Raw genomic sequence first — 15636 nt, 5'->3', positions numbered from 1 at the left:
CACCATGCCCAAGAACACCCCGCCCAAGGGCGGACGCTCCTCCCGCAACTTCGACCCCCGCTACGCCAAGAAGAAGGGCCCGTCGTTCCACGACCGGCACCACGGCCGTGACGAGCGATCGGATGCCGCAGAGCAGCGCCCTGCGCGCGATACTCGTCCCGCGCGCGACTCCCGCCCCGGCAGCAAGAGCCCGAAGCACCGCGGCCATCGTCCCGCGGAGGCCGCGCAGGATGCACCCAAGCGTCGGTGGACCGCGCAGGAGCGGGCCGGTCGCGACGAGGCGCGCGGTATTCGCAACCGTGCCGAGTCGGGCCGCCGCGAGGCGCCGCACCACCGCGACGACCGTCCGCGCGACGACCGCCCCCGCTACAACGACCGCGACGAGCGTCGTTCGTATGACCGGGCCGACCGCCCGGGTCGGGTCGATGACCGTCGCGGGCCGTCGCGCTACAGCGACGACCGCCCGCGGTACAACGGCGACCGCGGCGATGACCGTTCCCGCGGTGGCTCACCGCGTTTCGACTCGCGCGCCAGCGCGGGTTCGCGGGGCGACCGGAAGGGTGCGGGGCGCTCGTACGGCGATGACCGCCCTCGTCGTGACGACGATCGCCGCACGTCCGGTCGTGATGACCGCGCTCGGCGCGATGACCGCCCGCGTCGCGACGACGACCGCCGCGCTTCCGGCCGCGACGACCGTCGTTCCTCCGATCGCAGCGTCCGCCCCCGCTACGACAACGACCGTCCCCGCCGCGACGACCGCACCGCGCGCCCGAGTCGCGCCGACTGGAACGCGACCCCGGCCGCCGCCCCCACCGAGGACGTCGTCCACGAGCGACTGAAGGCGAAGGCCGTGGTGGCATCCGATGTCCAGGACACGACCTTCGGCGACCTGGGGCTCGGCTCGAACATCGTCGAGACCCTCGCCAATTTGGGTGCGGCCAGCCCCTTCGCGATCCAGGCGGCGACGATCCCCTCGGTGCTCGAGGGCCGCGACGTGCTCGGCCGCGGCCGCACCGGCTCCGGCAAGACCATCGCCTTCGGCGCGCCGCTGGTGGAGAGCGTCCTGCAGTCGCAGAAGGGCAAGCGCCGCCCTTCGACAGGTTCAGGGACCGCTGGCGGCTTGCGCCGTCAGATCGGCCGCGCGCCGCGCGCGATCATCCTCGCCCCGACGCGCGAGCTCGCCCTGCAGATCGATCGCACCGTGCAGCCGATCGCGCGCAGCGTCGGCCTGTTCACGACCCAGATCTATGGCGGCGTCCCGCAGGGCCGCCAGGTGGGTGCGCTGAAGAAGGGCGTCGACATCGTCATCGGCACGCCCGGCCGCATCGAAGACCTCATCGAGCAGGGCAAGCTCGACCTCTCCGAGGTGCAGATCGCCGTGCTCGACGAGGCCGACCACATGTGCGAGCTGGGCTTCGTCGAGCCCGTGCAGCGCATCCTCCGCGAGACCGCCGACGGAAGCCAGAAGCTGCTCTTCTCCGCGACGCTCGACCGCGAGGTCGCCGCCCTCGTCGAGGAGTTCCTCGTCGACCCGGCCGTCTTCGAGGTCGCCGGCGAAGACCAGCACTCCAGCACGATCGACCACCGCGTGCTCGTGATCGACCACCGCGACAAGGCCGAGATCCTCGGTTCGCTCGTCGACCGCGACGGCAAGACCCTCGTCTTCAGCCGCACCCGCGCCTACGCCGAGATGCTCGCCGAGCAGTTCGAGGATGCCGGGATCCCTGCCGTCTCCCTGCACGGTGACCTCAACCAGGCCAAGCGCACGCGCAACCTGCAGAAGCTCACCTCGGGGCGCGTGAACGTGCTCGTGGCGACGGATGTCGCAGCCCGCGGCATCCACGTCGACGACATCGATCTCGTGGTCCAGGCCGACGCACCTGACGAGTACAAGACGTACCTGCACCGCGCCGGTCGCACGGGTCGCGCCGGCCGCGAGGGCCGCGTCGTCACGCTCATCACGCGCCAGCGCCGCCGTCGGATGACGGAGCTGCTCGACCGCGCCGAGATCGACGCGCCCTTCGAGGAGGCCCGCCCCGGAGACGACCTGATCGAGGAGATCTCGGGGCGTCAGCTCTCCGACGTGACCGGCTGACCGAGGGCCGTGGCCGGGCGGGTCGTGCGCCACAGCGCGACCGCCAGCCACAGCGCGCCGACGGCGGTGAGGATGCCGTGCACGATGCGCCCCGCCGGCGGCAGGAAGAACTGCGGCAGGTAGAGCGCGATCGTCGCGGCCAGCAGCAGCGCACTCGTGCGCGGCAGGACGCCCCCGCGCCACACCGCGACGGCGAGGAGCACGGCGCCGATGGCCAGCAGCAGCAGACCGACGCCGAAGACCGACACCTGCGCGACGCCCTCGCGAATCGCGTCGAACAGCGGCGTGGGTGTGGACTCGGGGCGACTGCCAGGGCGTTGAGGGCGAAGGTCTCGGCGCCGTAGAAGAGCAGCGTGAGTCCGGTGCCGATCCACAGGAGCACGAGTGCGCTTCGCGCCGTGCGTTCGCCGCGATGAGCCAGATGCGCGTCGCGCACGGCGAAGGCGCCCAGGCACAGCAGCACGAAGGCAAGGGCACCGGCGAGATGGGCGATCACCCAGGCGGGGAACCGGTTGCCTGGATGAGCCCGTCTTCGAGCTGCGACTTGTCGGCCCAGGGGCGCAGAAGCGGGAACAGGGCGAAGAGCACCCCCGAGAGCGCGAGGGCGAGAGCGCCGGATCGGATGCCGCGACGCGTGCCGTTGTCGGTGATCATTGCTTCTCCTCGATGGTGGGGTCGTGCGAGGTTGGCCGGTCAGAGCGGTGACGAAGGCCTCGGCGATGCGGCGGAAGCTCTCGTCGACGTCCTCGGCGAGGCCGAAGCCTCCTGCGGACTCGATGTGGGCGAAGCCGTGCGCGAGTGCGCGCAGCCCGCGGGTGGTGTGAACGGCATCGGGGCCCTCGATCCCCCAGCCGCGCAGCACCGCGAAGATGACGGCGAGCTGCCTGCCGGCGGCTTCGGCGAGCTGCGGATCGTGCAGCGGATCGGCGGGAACGACGGCGTAGCGGGCGGGGTGGGAGACCGCGTAGTCGCGATAGGCGTGGAGGAGGGCGCCGACGGCGTCACCGCCGCTGCGACCGAGGGCCGCGGTGGTGAGCGCGGCGGTGATCTCGTCGAGCACGCGGATGGCGACCAGGGTGCGCAGCTCGGCGAGACCGGCGACGTGCTTGTAGAGCGAGGGGCTCGCGACGCCGGTGCGCCCGGCGATGGCGGTGAGCGTCAGTGCGTCGGCGCCGCTGTCGTCGATCACCGCGAGCGCGGCATCGACGACGGACTCGGGGGTGAGTCCCGCACGCGCCATCATTGCTCCACCGCGCTGTTAGTCTGCATAGCTCTAAAGCTAAGACAGTTAGCCAAAGAATACAAGCGCAATCGGGTGCCTTCGTGGAAGAATGGGGGAAGCCAATTTGTTAGGACTATGTCCTAAATGGTGTGCCGGAGCGGCGTCGCCTCGGCAGTCGTCCAACCGAACAAAGGAGCTCGCGTTGTCCCCCCGAAACCCCGCCCTTCCGCTCGCGACCGCGGCGGTGATCGCCGCGGCACTTCTCGTCGCGCCGACGGCCGCTGCGGCATCCGATGACCTCCCCGACACGACCCACATCAACGGCTATCGCAACGTCGGCTACTACGGCCAGTGGCACGCCACCGGCGAGAAGCAGGCGACCCTCAAGAAGCTGTTCGTCGACGCGGACGCCGGTGAGAACATCACTCACCTGAACTACTCCTTCGGCAACATCGCCGGCTCGCAGGCCGCCATCGACGCGGCCATCGCCGACGGCGCGCAGGGTCTGGACGACGTCGACCCCTACACCTGCTTCATCTCGGACACACCCGCTCCCGCGCCCGGCCAGACCGACACCGCAGGAGATGCGAACAGCGACTTCCTGCACCTGTTCAGCGCCGACGAGTCCGTGCTCGGCATCGCCGACCGGGCGAATCAGCCGCTCGCGGGCAACCTCAATCAGCTGCGTCAGGTCAAGCGCCTGTATCCCGAGCTGAAGATCAACGTCTCGCTGGGCGGATGGTCGTGGTCGAAGTCGTTCTCGGATGCCGTCGCCACGCCCGAACGCCGCGCGGCGCTCGTCGAGTCGTGCGTCGACCTCTGGATCCGCGGCGACCTGCCGGTGATCGACGGCCGCGGCGGCGAGGGTGCGGCATCCGGGATCTTCGACGGCTTCGACCTGGACTGGGAGTGGCCGGGTGCGCCCGACTGGGCTCAGGAGGTCGGCAACAGCGTCGACGAGGAGAACGACCGCGCCAACTTCCTCGCCTTCACGAGGGAGCTGCGCGAGGCGCTCGACGATCTGGGAGCCGAGACCGGGAAGCACTACGAGATCTCGGCCTTCCTGCCCGCCAGCCCCACGGTCATCACCGCCGGCGGCTGGAACGACCCCGAGTTCTTCCAGTACCTCGACTTCGGCAACATCCAAGGCTACGACCTGTGGGGTTCGTGGGGCGCCACGACCGGGCACCAGGGCAACGTCTTCGGCGACCCCGCGCACAACTGGGGCCTGGGGCTCGACGCGGTGATCGCCAGCTACACCAACGCCGGCATCGATCCCGCCAAGCTCAACCTCGGCCTCGCCGCCTACGGCTACGGCTGGCGCGGTGCCGATCTCGAGCCCTGGGGCGACGCCGACAGCCCGGCCTGGCAGAGCGACGGCACGGCGATCCAGTCGTGGGACACGCTGAAGAACCGCGACTTCGACATCCATCACGACTACATCGAGGGAAAGTTCAACGCGACCTACGCCTACGACGAGGCTTCGCGCGAGTGGTGGACCCTCGACGACCCGGTGGCGGTCGCCGAGAAGACCCGCTGGGCGCTGAGCCTGGGCCTGGGCGGTGTGGACTTCTGGGAGCTGGGTCACGATGTGGCCGTCGAGCTGCCGGCGGCCTCGGCCGAGGTGCTGCGCGACGCGGCACCCGGACCGGTCGCGGGCACCGAGCTCGTGACGTGCGAGGCGGCCGGGCCGTGGAACGCGGGCGCCGTGTACAACAACGGTGACACGGTCTTCCTCGACGGCAAGGTCTTCGCCGCGCAGTGGTGGACGCGTGCTGAGGAGCCGGGCGCGAGCGTGTACGGCTCCTGGCAGACGGTCGCGCTCTGCGGAGAGTCGGATGCCGCCATCCAGCCCTGGTTCGCCGACACCGTTTACCAGGCCGGCGACCAGGTGACCCACGACGGCGAGGTGTTCATCGCGCAGTGGTGGACGCGTGGTCAAGAGCCCGGAGCTTCGGCCTGGGGCCCTGGAAGCGCTGATCGAGATCCGGGGGCGCGACCCAAGGAAGGCGGTCGCGTCCCCGGCCATCATCAGAAGAGCATGCCGGCAGCGGGTGCGGCGGCCGGGGAGCGGATGCGGCATCCGACCTCCGCGCGGCCAGCCCGGCGATCGGCGCGCGACGGGGCGGGTCGTCCTCGTCATGACCGTCGAGACCGTGGATGCGCAGCATCGGACGCATGCGCTTCGCGAGCCACGAGCGGTACACCTTGGGGGCGGTCGCGGAGGCGCCCGGGTAGAGGGCGCGGTACGAGGTGAGCAGCTCCGGGTGCTCGCGCTCCAGCCACCGGAAGAACCACTGCTTCGCCCCGGGGCGCAGGTGCAGGGCGCCGTAGACGACACGGGCGGCGCCGGCCTCCTTGATCCGCGTCAGGGCGTGCTCGATCGCGGGGATCGAATCGGTCAGGTGGGGCAGGAGCGGCATGAGGAAGACCGTGACCCGGAACCCGGCGTCCGTCGCCGCGCGGACGGTGGCCAGCCGCGCCGCCGCTGACGGTGTGCCCGGTTCGATGCTCCGCTGCAGTGCGTCGTCGAAGACAGCGATCGACAGGGCGATCTCGACGTCGACGGATGCCGCGGCCTCGGTGAGCATCGGAAGATCGCGCCGCAGGAGCGTGCCCTTGGTGAGGATCGAGAAGGGTGTGCCGGCATCCGTCAGGGCGGAGATGATGCCGGGCATGAGCCGGTAGCGGCCCTCGGCCCGCTGGTACGGGTCGGTGTTGGTGCCGAGGGCCACGGGTTCCCGGCTCCAGGAGCTGCGGGCGAGCTCGCGCCGCAGGACCTCGGCGACGTTGACCTTGACGACGATCTGCGAATCGAAGTCGCGCCCGGCGTCGAGCTCGAGGTACTCGTGTGTGCGCCGGGCGAAACAGTTGTGGCTGATGACGCCATTGGCAATGAAGTCGCCCGTGCCTGTTGTGATGTCGACCATGTCGATCTCTTCGCCGAGGTCGGTGACGCTCATGACACGGAGATCGGCCACCGTCTTCACGGCCGTCCCAGTGAGGTCGACCTTGCGCGTGATCGCAGGGTCGCTCAGTAGCCCCACACCGAAACCCATGAGCCGATTGTTGGGGGTGAGATAAGGGCGCTGATGGGTGCCGCTCATATCTCCTGTCACGTGTTTCCACCCGCGTTCGGTCAGAAAGCGGTGGTCACCGCTGGCCACCAGCTCAGTGCCGTCGGCCAACTCGACCTTGTATGCCCGCTTGCGTGTGGACCACTTCGCCTGGACAGAGGTTCGTACGTAACGACGGTAGGAGCCCTGTCGTTCTGTGCCGATGATCTCGTCGCCGATACCCAGGTCGGCGATTCTGCGCTGCCGCCCGTCGGCCATCAGCACGAGTGTGTCGGGCGATAGGCAGTAGACGCACGCATGGGAGCAGCCCCGATAGGGGTTGATCGTCCAGTCGAAGGGCATCGCCGACGAGCCGGGCACGCGGTTCAGGGCGCTCTTGCAGAGCACCTCGTGGAAGGTGATGCCCGCGAAGTCGGGTGTCGTCACCGATTGCACGAGCCCGCCGAGGTGTTCCAGGCCCGGCAGAGCCGCGGCATCCGTCGCACCGATCTCCTGCCCCTGCCATCTCATGCCGTTAAGGGGAACATAGATACGAAACTGTGTCAAGCATCGGTGCATGAGAATGGTAAATTACCGCATCCGACAATGAACGGTACCCAGTTTCACTGCATATGGGACGCATTCCCACAATCGGCTGTCGCTTCGCATTCGATCCGCCTAGAATCGCCAGAGCGACAGAGTTGTTCACGACCAGGAGGACGCGATGGAACGCGACATCTATGAAGAGGACCACGAGGCATTCCGCGACCTCGTCAGGGATTTCGTCAAGCGCCACGCGACGCTCGACGCGATCGCCCGCTGGGAAGAGGCCGGCGAGATCGGCCGCGAGACCATGCTCGCCGCCGGTGAGTCGGGTCTGATCGGCCTGTCCGTGCCGGAGGAGTTCGGCGGCGCGGGGATGCTGCAGGACTACCGATTCCGCGCGATCGTGAACGAAGAGGTCATCGGCGCCGGTGCCGGTTCGCTCGCGGGGCCTTCGGCATCCAGGACGACCTCGCCGTGCCCTATCTCGTGCACATGGGCACGCAGGAGCAGAAGGAGAAGTGGCTGCCGCGCATGGCCACCGGTGAGGTGCTCGGCGCGCTCGCGATGACCGACCCTGGCGCGGGCTCAGACCTGCGCGGCATCAAGACGAACGCGAAGAAGGTCGACGGCGGCTACATCGTCAACGGCGCCAAGACGTTCATCTCCTCGGGCACGACCGCCGACCTGGTGGTCACCTTCGTCAAGACCGGCGAGGGCAACCGCCCCGACGCGTTCAGCCTGCTGCTGCTCGAGAAGGGCATGGAGGGCTTCGATCAGGGCAAGAAGCTCAGCAAGATGGGCTTCCACGGCTGGGACACCGCCGAGCTCAGCTTCACCGACGTCTTCGTCCCGAGGAGAACCTGATCAGCGGCAAGGAGGGTCAGGGCTTCATCCAGCTGATGATGAACCTGCCGCTCGAGCGTCTGTCGATCGGCGTCGCGGCTGCGGCCGCCGCGGAGGCGGCGACGGCCTGGACGGTCGCGTATACCAAGGAGCGCGAGGCCTTCGGCGAGCGGATCGCCGACTTCCAGAACACCCGCTTCCGCCTGGCCGACATGGCGACGACCACCGAGGCGATGTGGGCCTACGTGGACCGCGCGATGCTTGCGTACAAGGATGGCAAGCTCACGGCCGAGGACGCGGCGAAGATCAAGTTCTGGGCGACCGAGCGCGAGTGGGAGGTACTCGACATCGGCGTCCAGCTGCACGGCGGCTACGGCTACATCATGGAGTACCCGATCGCCCGCGCCTTCACCGACGCCCGCGTGCACCGCATCTATGGCGGCACCAACGAGATCATGCGCGACCTCGTGGGTCGTCAGATCGCCGGGAAGCGCTGAGCCCACACAGAAGCATCGGATGCCGCGGCCGGCGAGGTCGCGGCATCCGTCATGTGTGGGGTCGGGCTGGTCCGACGACCCGGTCAGGACGGCTCGAGCGCGGCGCGGAGCGCCTCGACGCCCTCGAGCTCGACGGGGGCGCCGAGAAGGGCGAGATTCGCCTCGCGCACCTCGTCGAAGCGCTCGCGGGTCATGAGGTAGTTGCTGTGGGCCACGGGCCGGCCCTCGCGGGCGACGGTCGTCACGCCGTTGTCGAGATATCCCACCCTGCGCGACACGGCGTTCGACGCCGGGTTGTCGCGGAACGCCCCGAGGTGACCTCGCGGGCACCGAGGCCGTCGAACAGCAGGAAGAGCATGAGCGCGCGCATCCGGGTGCCGATGCCGCGGCCCTGATGCTCGCGGCCCAGCCAGGATCCGGTCTCGACGCGGCGGAGGACGCCCCAGTCGCTGCCGCTCGCACCCTGGATGCCGACCGGGGTGCCGCTGTGGAGCACTCCGAGCTCCAGCATGAGCTTCTCCGGTCCGACGTGCGCGCGCACGCCCCACTGATACGTGATCACCGAGCGCGCCACCGTGCCGGCGTCGCCGCGCGTCCACGGCACGTAGAACGGCATCCGCTCGGGGTCGTGCACGCCCCGGCCGGCGAGCTCTGCGAGTGCGACGAGCATCTCGTCGTCGATCCAGCGCAGCTCGAGGTCGCCGGCGCGGGCTCGGACTCCGGATGCCGGCCAGAGACGGGCGAGGTCGGGGGCGTTCATCGGGAAAGTATGGCACGGCGATGTCGGGCGGACGAAGGGCGGCCCGCGGCGGGAGGGTGAGGGCAGCGGCGATTCATCGTCAAAAGACTAGAACAAATATTCGAAGTATGGCATAGTAGAAGTATGACATTCCTTGGTGATCTGAACGATGGGCTGCAGAAGCTCGCGCAGTTCGCCGAGCTTGATGTCGATGCCGCCGGACTCGCGGTGGGAGCATGCGAACTCAGCGATGAGTCGGTGCGGCTCGCGTTCTCCGCGGTCGCGGAGCTGTCTCGAGACGTGCAGAAGCTGGAGGCAGTGCTCGCGGGCGTGATCGCGCAGCGCTCGACACGGCAAGCCGGGCATGCCGGACTCGCGCAGGCCGGCGGTTTCCGCTCACCGGTGCAGATGGTGCAAGAAGTCGCCGGTGTCCCCAAGGGCGAGGCGATTCGTGTCATTCGCGTGGGAGCGTCGTTGGTCGAGTCGGATGACGCAGCGAGCTCCGGCGATTCTGCCGAACCTGTCGCCTCGGCGACGCGGGAGCCCTGGCACCGCCCCTTAGGTCAGGCGCTCATCAGAGGTGAGATCAGCCGGGCGCAGCACGACGTGATCCGGCGAGGTCTGGGGGAGCCGCCGGAGATTCCCGGCTGCGAGGACGACGATGTGATCCAGGTGTGGCGGCTGGCTGCGGAGCAGCTCGTGAGCGAGGCATCCGGGCGAACCGTCGAGGATCTCGCCGCGTCCGCGCGTGCCGCACGTGACCTCATCGACCCGGCCGGCGCCGAGCGTCGATGGGAGGAGCACTACGCGCAGCGCTCCTTCCGCATGCGGGTCGATGCCGAGGGGCGCACCCACGGCCATATCGTCTTCGACGACGAGGCTGCCGCGTGGTGGCGCAGCGTGCTCGATGCCGCTCTGCGGCCCCGTCGAGGCGGCCCCCGCTTCGCTTCCGACGACAAGGATGCCGTCGCTGATCTCATCGACGACCCGCGCAGCAATGAGCAGCTCGCCTATGATCTGGTCACCGACCTGTTCCGTGCCGGTACTCTCGCCGAGGCCGAAGAAGTCTTCGGGGTGCGCCAGGCGGGTGTGCGCGTCGTCACGGTCGCGGAGGCGGCCGGTCCCCGCGACGCCTTCGGCAGGCTCCTTGCGGTGGCTCATACCGAAGACGGGCACGTGCCGCTGCCCGGCTCCGTGCTGGAGAGAGCGCTCTGCGAGACCGGAACAGTCGCGGTCGCCGTCGACGCCTGCGGCAACCCGCTCAATGTCGGGCGCGAACGTCGGCTCTTCAATGCGACGCAGAGATTGGCTCTGGCCGTTCGCGACGGCGGGTGCATGTGGCCTGGATGCGACAGGCCGCCTTCCTACTCAGAGGCGCATCACATCGACCCCTACTCCGAGGGTGGGTGCACCGACATCGACCGCGGCATCCTGCTCTGCCGATACCATCACCTGCATCTGCACAACGCCGGCTGGAAGATCACCCGCGAGGGCAAGGGGAGTTCCTCCTGCACCGGCCGCCGGGAGACGGGCGAGAACCCATCCCGCTCCGATCGGCCTCGCCGCTGAGGTGGTTGTTCGATCCACCGCCGCGCACCGGGTGGCGCCTGGCCGCCTGATCGCGCACGCCCGAATGAGGTCAGCGACCTGCGCGCGGCGCACGCCTGTGTGAACTTGACGGGTGGACGTGCCGGTGTCTCGTGCCTGGCGCCGTGTGCCCTGGGGCGGATGGTTGGTGCGTGGTGCGCGCCGCGCCGCATGGTGCGCTGGAGAGGTTTCGCGCGACACGACATCGTAGCGGGACTCACGGGGAGAGGGCTTGGGCAAGATGACAGCCTCCCGCAGCGCCACACGGCACCACAGATCAAGTGTCACCCATTCCTTCAGCAGACCCCTGCCAGGGCGCTCGGATGGGCAGATGACTCACCCGTGCAGAGATGACCCGGCCGTTCCGGTCCGGGAAACCGTGCGTCCGACACCGGCGGCGCGCAGCCGGTCGGCGATGAGGATGCCGACGGCCGTCGCGGCCAGGCAGCTCGCCAGAGTGAGCGCGAAGAAGCCGATCTGCGCCCACAGGCCCACCGACCCCAGGTCGAAGAACGCCCAGGCGAAGACCGGGTACGTCAGACCCAGAAGGGCTGCGCCGGCGTAGTGCATCCAGGTGCGCCAGAACCGCCACAGCACCACGAGGAACGGCAGCTCGGCGAACAGCGCCCAGGAGGCGTTGGTCACGACGCTCATGAAGCCGTAGCCGGAGAACGGCACGATCACCAGACCCGAGATCACGCCCACGAGGATGCCGACGAGCGGTCTGCGCAGCAGGCGCAGGGCGATCACCGCCGGAAGGATCCAGAGCCCGGCGATCGCCACCGAGAACAGGGGCACGGTGGCGAGCAGCCCCGTCGACAGCCAGTTCGCCGGCGCGAGGAGCAGGCCGCCGGCGACGCCGATCGCCGCGCAGATCAGCAGGAGGGCGGTGGGGAAGCGGCGGCGCACGGCGGGCGCGTTCACGCGAGCGGCTCCGCGGCAGCGGCGCGCGAGGCCTTCGAGGCGGGGAGGCCGCGCCGATCCGCCAGTATCCGGTGAAGGTGATGCGGTCCTTGTCGATGCCGCGCTCGCCGTGCAGATGCCTGCGGGCGCCGGTGGCGAGCGACTGCTCTCCGACGATGTAGGCGTGGAACGGATCGGCGGGAAGCTCCGCAGCGCGCAGCGCATCCAGCGCCAGGGTGCCGGGCGCGATGCCGTGCGGGCGGGTCAGCCACCGCACGTCCACACCCTCCGGATGCGGGAACACCAGGGCGTCGTCGTCGGTGGGCACCTCGACGATCACGGTGCCCGCGGCATCCGACGGCAGCGAAGCACAGACCCCCGACACGGCGGGAAGCCCGGTCTCATCGGCCACGAGTACGACGCGGTCGGTGCCGCGGGCCGGGTTGAAGCCGAGACCCTCGTCGATGATGAGCACGTTCTCGCCGACCTCGCACAGCTCCGCCCAGCGGGAGGCGGGCCCGGCGGTGCCGTCGGCCGCCGAGCCGTGCAGCACGAAGTCCACGTCGATCTCGGCGCCGCGCTCCGCGTTCGCGGCCCGGTATGCGCGCACGGTGTAGTTGCGCATGACCGGCCGCTCGCCGTCGGGGATGCGCAGGAACTTCAGGTAGCCGAAGATCTTGTTCGCCTTCGCCGGCACCCGCTCGAGCCCCGCGTCGCCGCCGATCGGCAGGAACAGCCGGAACCACTGGTCGTAGCCCATCGGCGTGAACCGGTCGATCTCGCCGCCGCCGAGCGTGATGCGCACCCAGTGCGGGGCGAGCTTCTCACGGCGCAGCACCTCCAACCGGATCAGTTCGGCGTTCTCCGGGCGGACGAGCTTGCTGTGTGCGGCCATGACGGTTCCTTACAGTTGCCAGGGGAAGGAGAGGAAGAAGATAAGGGCGGATGCCGCGAGCACCGCGACCGTGAAGACGACGTCGCGGGCGCGGAACGGGACGAGGTGCCGCTCGGTGCGCGTGGGGTGGGCGCCGAAGGCGCGGGAGTCCATCGCGAGGGCGACGCGCTCGGCGTGCCGGATCGCCCCGCCAGCAGTGGCACGATGTACCCCAGCCGCGGGCGAGCCGGGCGACGGGGCCGCGCCCGCCGTGGTGGCCGCGCACGCGGTGGGCCGCTCGGATCACCGAGAGCTCGTAGCCGAAGCGCGGCACGAAGCGGTAGGCGGCCAGAGCCGTGTAGCCGACCCGATAGGGCACGCGCAGCTGCTGCACGCTCGCCCGCACGAGATCGGGCCCGGTCATGGTGAGCCCGCCGATGAGGGCGAGGGCGAGGATCGCCGCCAGCCGCAGGCTCGTGGCGAAGCCGATCGCGAGGCGCCCGTGTAGAGGGTCCACGGGCCGACCTCGAGCAGGGGAGCGGTGTGATCGACGCCGGCGGCATCCACCCAGATCGCGAAGCCGAAGCCGATCGCGACGACCCCAGCGGCACGGCCCCGAACAGAAGGAGCGCCGTGAGCCGCGTCATGCGCGCCCCGGCGAGGATCAGGGCGTAGGCCAGCGCGAGGAACGCGATCGGCGTGGCATGGTCGCGCACGAAGACGAGCAGGATCATCGCCGGGGCGACCGCGGCGATTTTCGCGAGCGGGTTGAGTCCGTGCAGGAACCGCCACGACGGAGCCGGCGGCGGCGCATAGGGGTCGAAGGACGGATGCGGGCGAGCTGCGGCATCCGTCGTCGTCGGGTCCGGCGTCGCGAGGCTCATCGGGCCGCCTCAAACCGCAGACCGCGCAGCGCCGAGGGCAGCGCCCGGTGCAGGGCGGGAAGGCGCAGCCCGGCGCCCTCGAACAGTGTCTCCGAGCGGAACAGCTCCGCCGTGGGGCCCGCCGCGCGGATGCGGCCGTCCTCGAGGACGACGGTGTGCGTGGCATAGTCGGCCACGAGTTGCAGATCGTGGGTGACCACGAGGATCGTCGTGCCCTCCTCGCGCAGGTCGCGCAGGAGCGAGAGGAGCTCCGCGGCACGGGCGCGATCCTGCCCGAACGTCGGCTCGTCGAGGGCGAGCACCCGCGGGCGGGTGATGAGGGCCGTGCCGACCGAGAGCCGGCGCTTCTCGCCACCGGAGAGGAGGAAGGGTGCGTGTCGGCCTTGTCCTCCAGGCCGAACCGCCGCAGCATCTGCTCCACGCGCTCGGTGATCTCGTCGGCGCCGACGTGTCGCAGCCGCAGCCCGTGCGCGAGCTCGTCGAACACGGTGTGCGCGATGAACTGGTGCTCGGGGTTCTGGAAGACGAAGCCGATGTGCGCGGCGAGGTCGCGCGGTGAGGCCGAGGCCGGATCCATCCCGGCCACGCTGACCTGTCGACGCGGCGGCGGGACGACCCCGCGAGGGCCTGGATCAGGGTGGTCTTGCCGGCGCCGTTCGTGCCCACGAAGGCGACGAAGCTGCCGGCGGTGATGTCCAGGTCGACGTCGTGGAGCACCTCGGTGCGCCCGCGACGGACGGTGAGCCCGCGAGCGCGGATGAGCGGCTCCGCGGCGGGAACCGGGATGCCGGTGGTGACGGCTCCGGCATCCGACGGCTCATGGATCCTGGGCAGCGCGGCCTTCTCCAGCCCTGACCGCAGCTCGGCCGGGGTCAGCGGGAGGGGCTCGATCTCCACGCCGGCGTCGCGCAGCCTTCGTGCGGCGAGGGTCGCGGCGGGGAGCCAGACCCCATCTCCAACAGCTCGTCGGTGTGGCCTCGGATGACGTCGGCGACGGGCCCGTCGAAGGCGAGGCGACCCTCGGGGCCCAGCACGATCGTCCGCGTCGCGAAGGCCATGGCGGCGTCGAGGTTGTGCTCCACGAGGACGATCGCTCGGTCTCCCGACGCGACGAGGTCGCCGAGCGCCGCGTACACATCGTCGATGCCGCGCGGGTCGAGGTTCGCCGTGGGCTCGTCGAGCACGATCACCGGAGAGCCCATCGCCAGGGCGCAGGCGATCGCGAGGCGCTGACGGCCGCCGCCGGAGAGCCGGTCGGGGTTGTCGTCGCGCCGTTCCCAGAGTCCGATGCGGCGGAGGGCGTCCTCGGTGCGGGCGAGCACCTCGTCGACCGGCAGCAGCAGGTTCTCGAGGGCGAAGGCGACCTCGTCGAAGACGGTGCCGGTGACCAGCTGGGCGTCCGGATCCTGGAACACCATCGCGACATGCGTGCTCAACTCGGCGACGGATGCCGCGGAGGTGTCCGTCCCGGCGACCTCGACGGTGCCGGAGATCTCCGCGGGGACCGCGTGGGGGATGAGTCCATTGAGTGCGAGGGTGAGCGTCGACTTGCCCGAGCCGCTCGGACCCAGCACGAGCACGACCTCGCCGGGATGGATGTCGAAGCTCACCCGCCTCGGCGAGGGTCGCTCGGATCCCGCGTGGGTGAGGGAGAGGTCACGCACGCGAAGCAGGGGCGCGGATGAGGTGTCGATCCTTCTAACTTAGCTGAGCCTTACCTGGGTGCGCAGCGGCGTGCATCGAGGGGGCCGTGCGGTGAGAGATCGTCAGCGAGGGATCTGCGCCACGCCCGCCCGCCGCAGTGCCTCGGCGATCGCGATTCCGACGAAGGTCCAGGCGCCCGGCGCCACGAGGAACAGCCCGAAGTAGATCACCATCGCCCAGGGGGTGAACTTGCTGACGTCGGCGGCGATGCCGATCGAGACGCCCAGGACTGCGCCGACGATGAGGGCGGAAACGAGGAAGCGCCACCACTCCCAGTGCCGGTAGCGGGTGAGGGCGGCGATGCCCTCCTGGATGCCGCCGATGAGGATCGCCGCTCCGATGAAGCGGGTCGCCCAGTGCGGCGCGAGGGCGCTGGAGACGAGAGCGGCCAGGACGTGGGTGAGGAGCGCGACCCACGGCAGACGCAGCAGCGCCTGGGCGATGACGCCTGGGAGCACGTGCGAGCCCAGCAGCACCCCGTAGAGGACCGGGATCGCGGCCGAGACGGGGATGCTGAGATAGCCGGCCCCGGCCGAGAGGAGACCCGTCGCGACGCCGATCGCCGCACATGTCAGGAGCACGCGCGTGGACAGGGCGGAGGGTGGTTTCGGCATCCTCTCAGAGTACCGGCCGGTGCCGTTCGTCGCGCAGTCGGCGCCGTTCGTCGCATCCGATGCCCGCTCGTG

The 15636-nt window shown here is 70.0% G+C and carries 11 protein-coding genes and 6 pseudogenes; 4 read left to right on the top strand and 13 right to left on the bottom strand.

The window, feature by feature from the left end; genetic code table 11:
• Positions 1-4 precede the first annotated feature (4 nt).
• Positions 5-2095: a DEAD/DEAH box helicase gene (locus KAE78_RS04690; RefSeq protein WP_223171983.1), complete on the top strand. Its 2091-nt coding sequence runs from the start codon at positions 5-7 to the stop codon at positions 2093-2095.
• Here the strand turns inward: KAE78_RS04690 and KAE78_RS04685 are convergent.
• From KAE78_RS04685 to KAE78_RS04675, 3 genes and pseudogenes are all read right to left on the bottom strand, one after another.
• On the bottom strand, positions 2071-2343 hold the full coding sequence (locus tag KAE78_RS04685; protein ID WP_223172545.1) for a hypothetical protein: 273 nt from the start codon (positions 2341-2343) through the stop codon (positions 2071-2073). The two genes, KAE78_RS04690 and KAE78_RS04685, sit on opposite strands and share 25 nt — an antisense overlap.
• Positions 2344-2587: 244 nt before the next feature.
• Positions 2588-2749 (bottom strand): hypothetical protein, encoded by a 162-nt coding sequence (locus tag KAE78_RS04680; RefSeq protein ID WP_223172544.1) that lies wholly within the window; start codon positions 2747-2749, stop codon positions 2588-2590.
• Between the two features lie 115 nt (positions 2750-2864).
• Positions 2865-3335 (bottom strand): annotated as a pseudogene (locus KAE78_RS04675) (TetR/AcrR family transcriptional regulator); the annotation flags it as partial.
• A gap of 91 nt (positions 3336-3426) precedes the next feature.
• Here KAE78_RS04675 and KAE78_RS04670 point away from each other — a divergent pair.
• Positions 3427-5229: pseudogene (locus KAE78_RS04670) on the top strand (glycosyl hydrolase family 18 protein); the annotation flags it as partial.
• A gap of 1 nt (position 5230) precedes the next feature.
• Here the strand turns inward: KAE78_RS04670 and KAE78_RS04665 are convergent.
• Positions 5231-6904 carry an Rv2578c family radical SAM protein gene (locus KAE78_RS04665; protein WP_223171982.1) on the bottom strand — a complete coding sequence of 558 codons (1674 nt, stop codon included), beginning with the start codon at positions 6902-6904 and terminating at the stop codon, positions 5231-5233.
• A 193-nt stretch (positions 6905-7097) separates the two neighbouring features.
• On the opposite strand from KAE78_RS04665, the pseudogene KAE78_RS18415 reads away from it, so the two are divergent.
• Positions 7098-8259, top strand: a pseudogene (locus KAE78_RS18415) (acyl-CoA dehydrogenase family protein).
• A gap of 83 nt (positions 8260-8342) precedes the next feature.
• On the opposite strand, the gene KAE78_RS04645 reads toward KAE78_RS18415, so the two are convergent.
• The gene (locus KAE78_RS04645) at positions 8343-8525 is read right to left on the bottom strand and encodes a hypothetical protein (protein ID WP_223171981.1); all 183 of its coding nucleotides are present in this window, start codon (positions 8523-8525) and stop codon (positions 8343-8345) included.
• Positions 8501-9019, bottom strand: coding sequence for a GNAT family N-acetyltransferase (locus KAE78_RS04640; RefSeq protein WP_223171980.1), 519 nt, complete (start codon positions 9017-9019; stop codon positions 8501-8503). The genes KAE78_RS04645 and KAE78_RS04640 overlap by 25 nt, the downstream gene beginning before the upstream one ends.
• 123 nt (positions 9020-9142) lie before the next feature.
• Here KAE78_RS04640 and KAE78_RS04635 point away from each other — a divergent pair, with 123 nt between their 5' ends.
• The gene (locus tag KAE78_RS04635) at positions 9143-10567 is read left to right on the top strand and encodes an HNH endonuclease signature motif containing protein (RefSeq protein WP_223171979.1); all 1425 of its coding nucleotides are present in this window, start codon (positions 9143-9145) and stop codon (positions 10565-10567) included.
• A gap of 354 nt (positions 10568-10921) precedes the next feature.
• Here KAE78_RS04635 and KAE78_RS04630 read toward each other — a convergent pair whose 3' ends face one another.
• From KAE78_RS04630 to KAE78_RS04600, 7 genes and pseudogenes are all read right to left on the bottom strand, one after another.
• Positions 10922-11509 carry an ECF transporter S component gene (locus KAE78_RS04630; protein WP_223171978.1) on the bottom strand — a complete coding sequence of 196 codons (588 nt, stop codon included), beginning with the start codon at positions 11507-11509 and terminating at the stop codon, positions 10922-10924.
• 115 nt (positions 11510-11624) lie between these two features.
• Positions 11625-12383: pseudogene (locus KAE78_RS04625) on the bottom strand (siderophore-interacting protein); the annotation flags it as partial.
• 9 nt (positions 12384-12392) lie between these two features.
• Complete coding sequence (locus KAE78_RS04620; protein ID WP_223172543.1) at positions 12393-12536, bottom strand: energy-coupling factor transporter transmembrane protein EcfT; 144 nt, start codon at positions 12534-12536, stop codon at positions 12393-12395.
• Between the two features lie 127 nt (positions 12537-12663).
• Positions 12664-12801, bottom strand: a pseudogene (locus tag KAE78_RS17330) (energy-coupling factor transporter transmembrane protein EcfT); the annotation flags it as partial.
• Positions 12783-12929, bottom strand: a complete 147-nt coding sequence (locus tag KAE78_RS04610) for a hypothetical protein (protein WP_223172542.1) — start codon at positions 12927-12929, stop codon at positions 12783-12785. The gene KAE78_RS04610 and the pseudogene KAE78_RS17330, both read right to left, overlap by 19 nt.
• A 313-nt stretch (positions 12930-13242) precedes the next feature.
• Positions 13243-14940, bottom strand: a pseudogene (locus KAE78_RS19420) (ABC transporter ATP-binding protein).
• Between the two features lie 72 nt (positions 14941-15012).
• Complete coding sequence (locus tag KAE78_RS04600) at positions 15013-15564, bottom strand: ECF transporter S component (RefSeq protein ID WP_223171977.1); 552 nt, start codon at positions 15562-15564, stop codon at positions 15013-15015.
• Positions 15565-15636 lie beyond the last annotated feature (72 nt).

This window comes from Microbacterium sp. NIBRBAC000506063, assembly GCF_017968845.1.
Lineage (GTDB): Bacteria > Actinomycetota > Actinomycetes > Actinomycetales > Microbacteriaceae > Microbacterium.
The sequence above is the reverse complement of the archived record's forward strand: the minus strand, read 5'-3'. Positions and strand labels throughout refer to the sequence as shown.

Excerpts from the sequence above, each read along its gene's own strand:
- KAE78_RS04620 (WP_223172543.1), bottom strand. The coding sequence starts at position 12,536 with ATGGACTCCCGCGCCTTCGGCGCCCACCCCACGCGCACCGAGCGGCAC.
- KAE78_RS04640 (WP_223171980.1), bottom strand. The coding sequence starts at position 9,019 with ATGAACGCCCCCGACCTCGCCCGTCTCTGGCCGGCATCCGGAGTCCGA.
- KAE78_RS04665 (WP_223171982.1), bottom strand. The coding sequence starts at position 6,904 with ATGAGATGGCAGGGGCAGGAGATCGGTGCGACGGATGCCGCGGCTCTG.
- KAE78_RS04690 (WP_223171983.1), top strand. The coding sequence starts at position 5 with ATGCCCAAGAACACCCCGCCCAAGGGCGGACGCTCCTCCCGCAACTTC.
- KAE78_RS04635 (WP_223171979.1), top strand. The coding sequence starts at position 9,143 with ATGACATTCCTTGGTGATCTGAACGATGGGCTGCAGAAGCTCGCGCAG.
- KAE78_RS04680 (WP_223172544.1), bottom strand. The coding sequence starts at position 2,749 with ATGATCACCGACAACGGCACGCGTCGCGGCATCCGATCCGGCGCTCTC.
- KAE78_RS04600 (WP_223171977.1), bottom strand. The coding sequence starts at position 15,564 with ATGCCGAAACCACCCTCCGCCCTGTCCACGCGCGTGCTCCTGACATGT.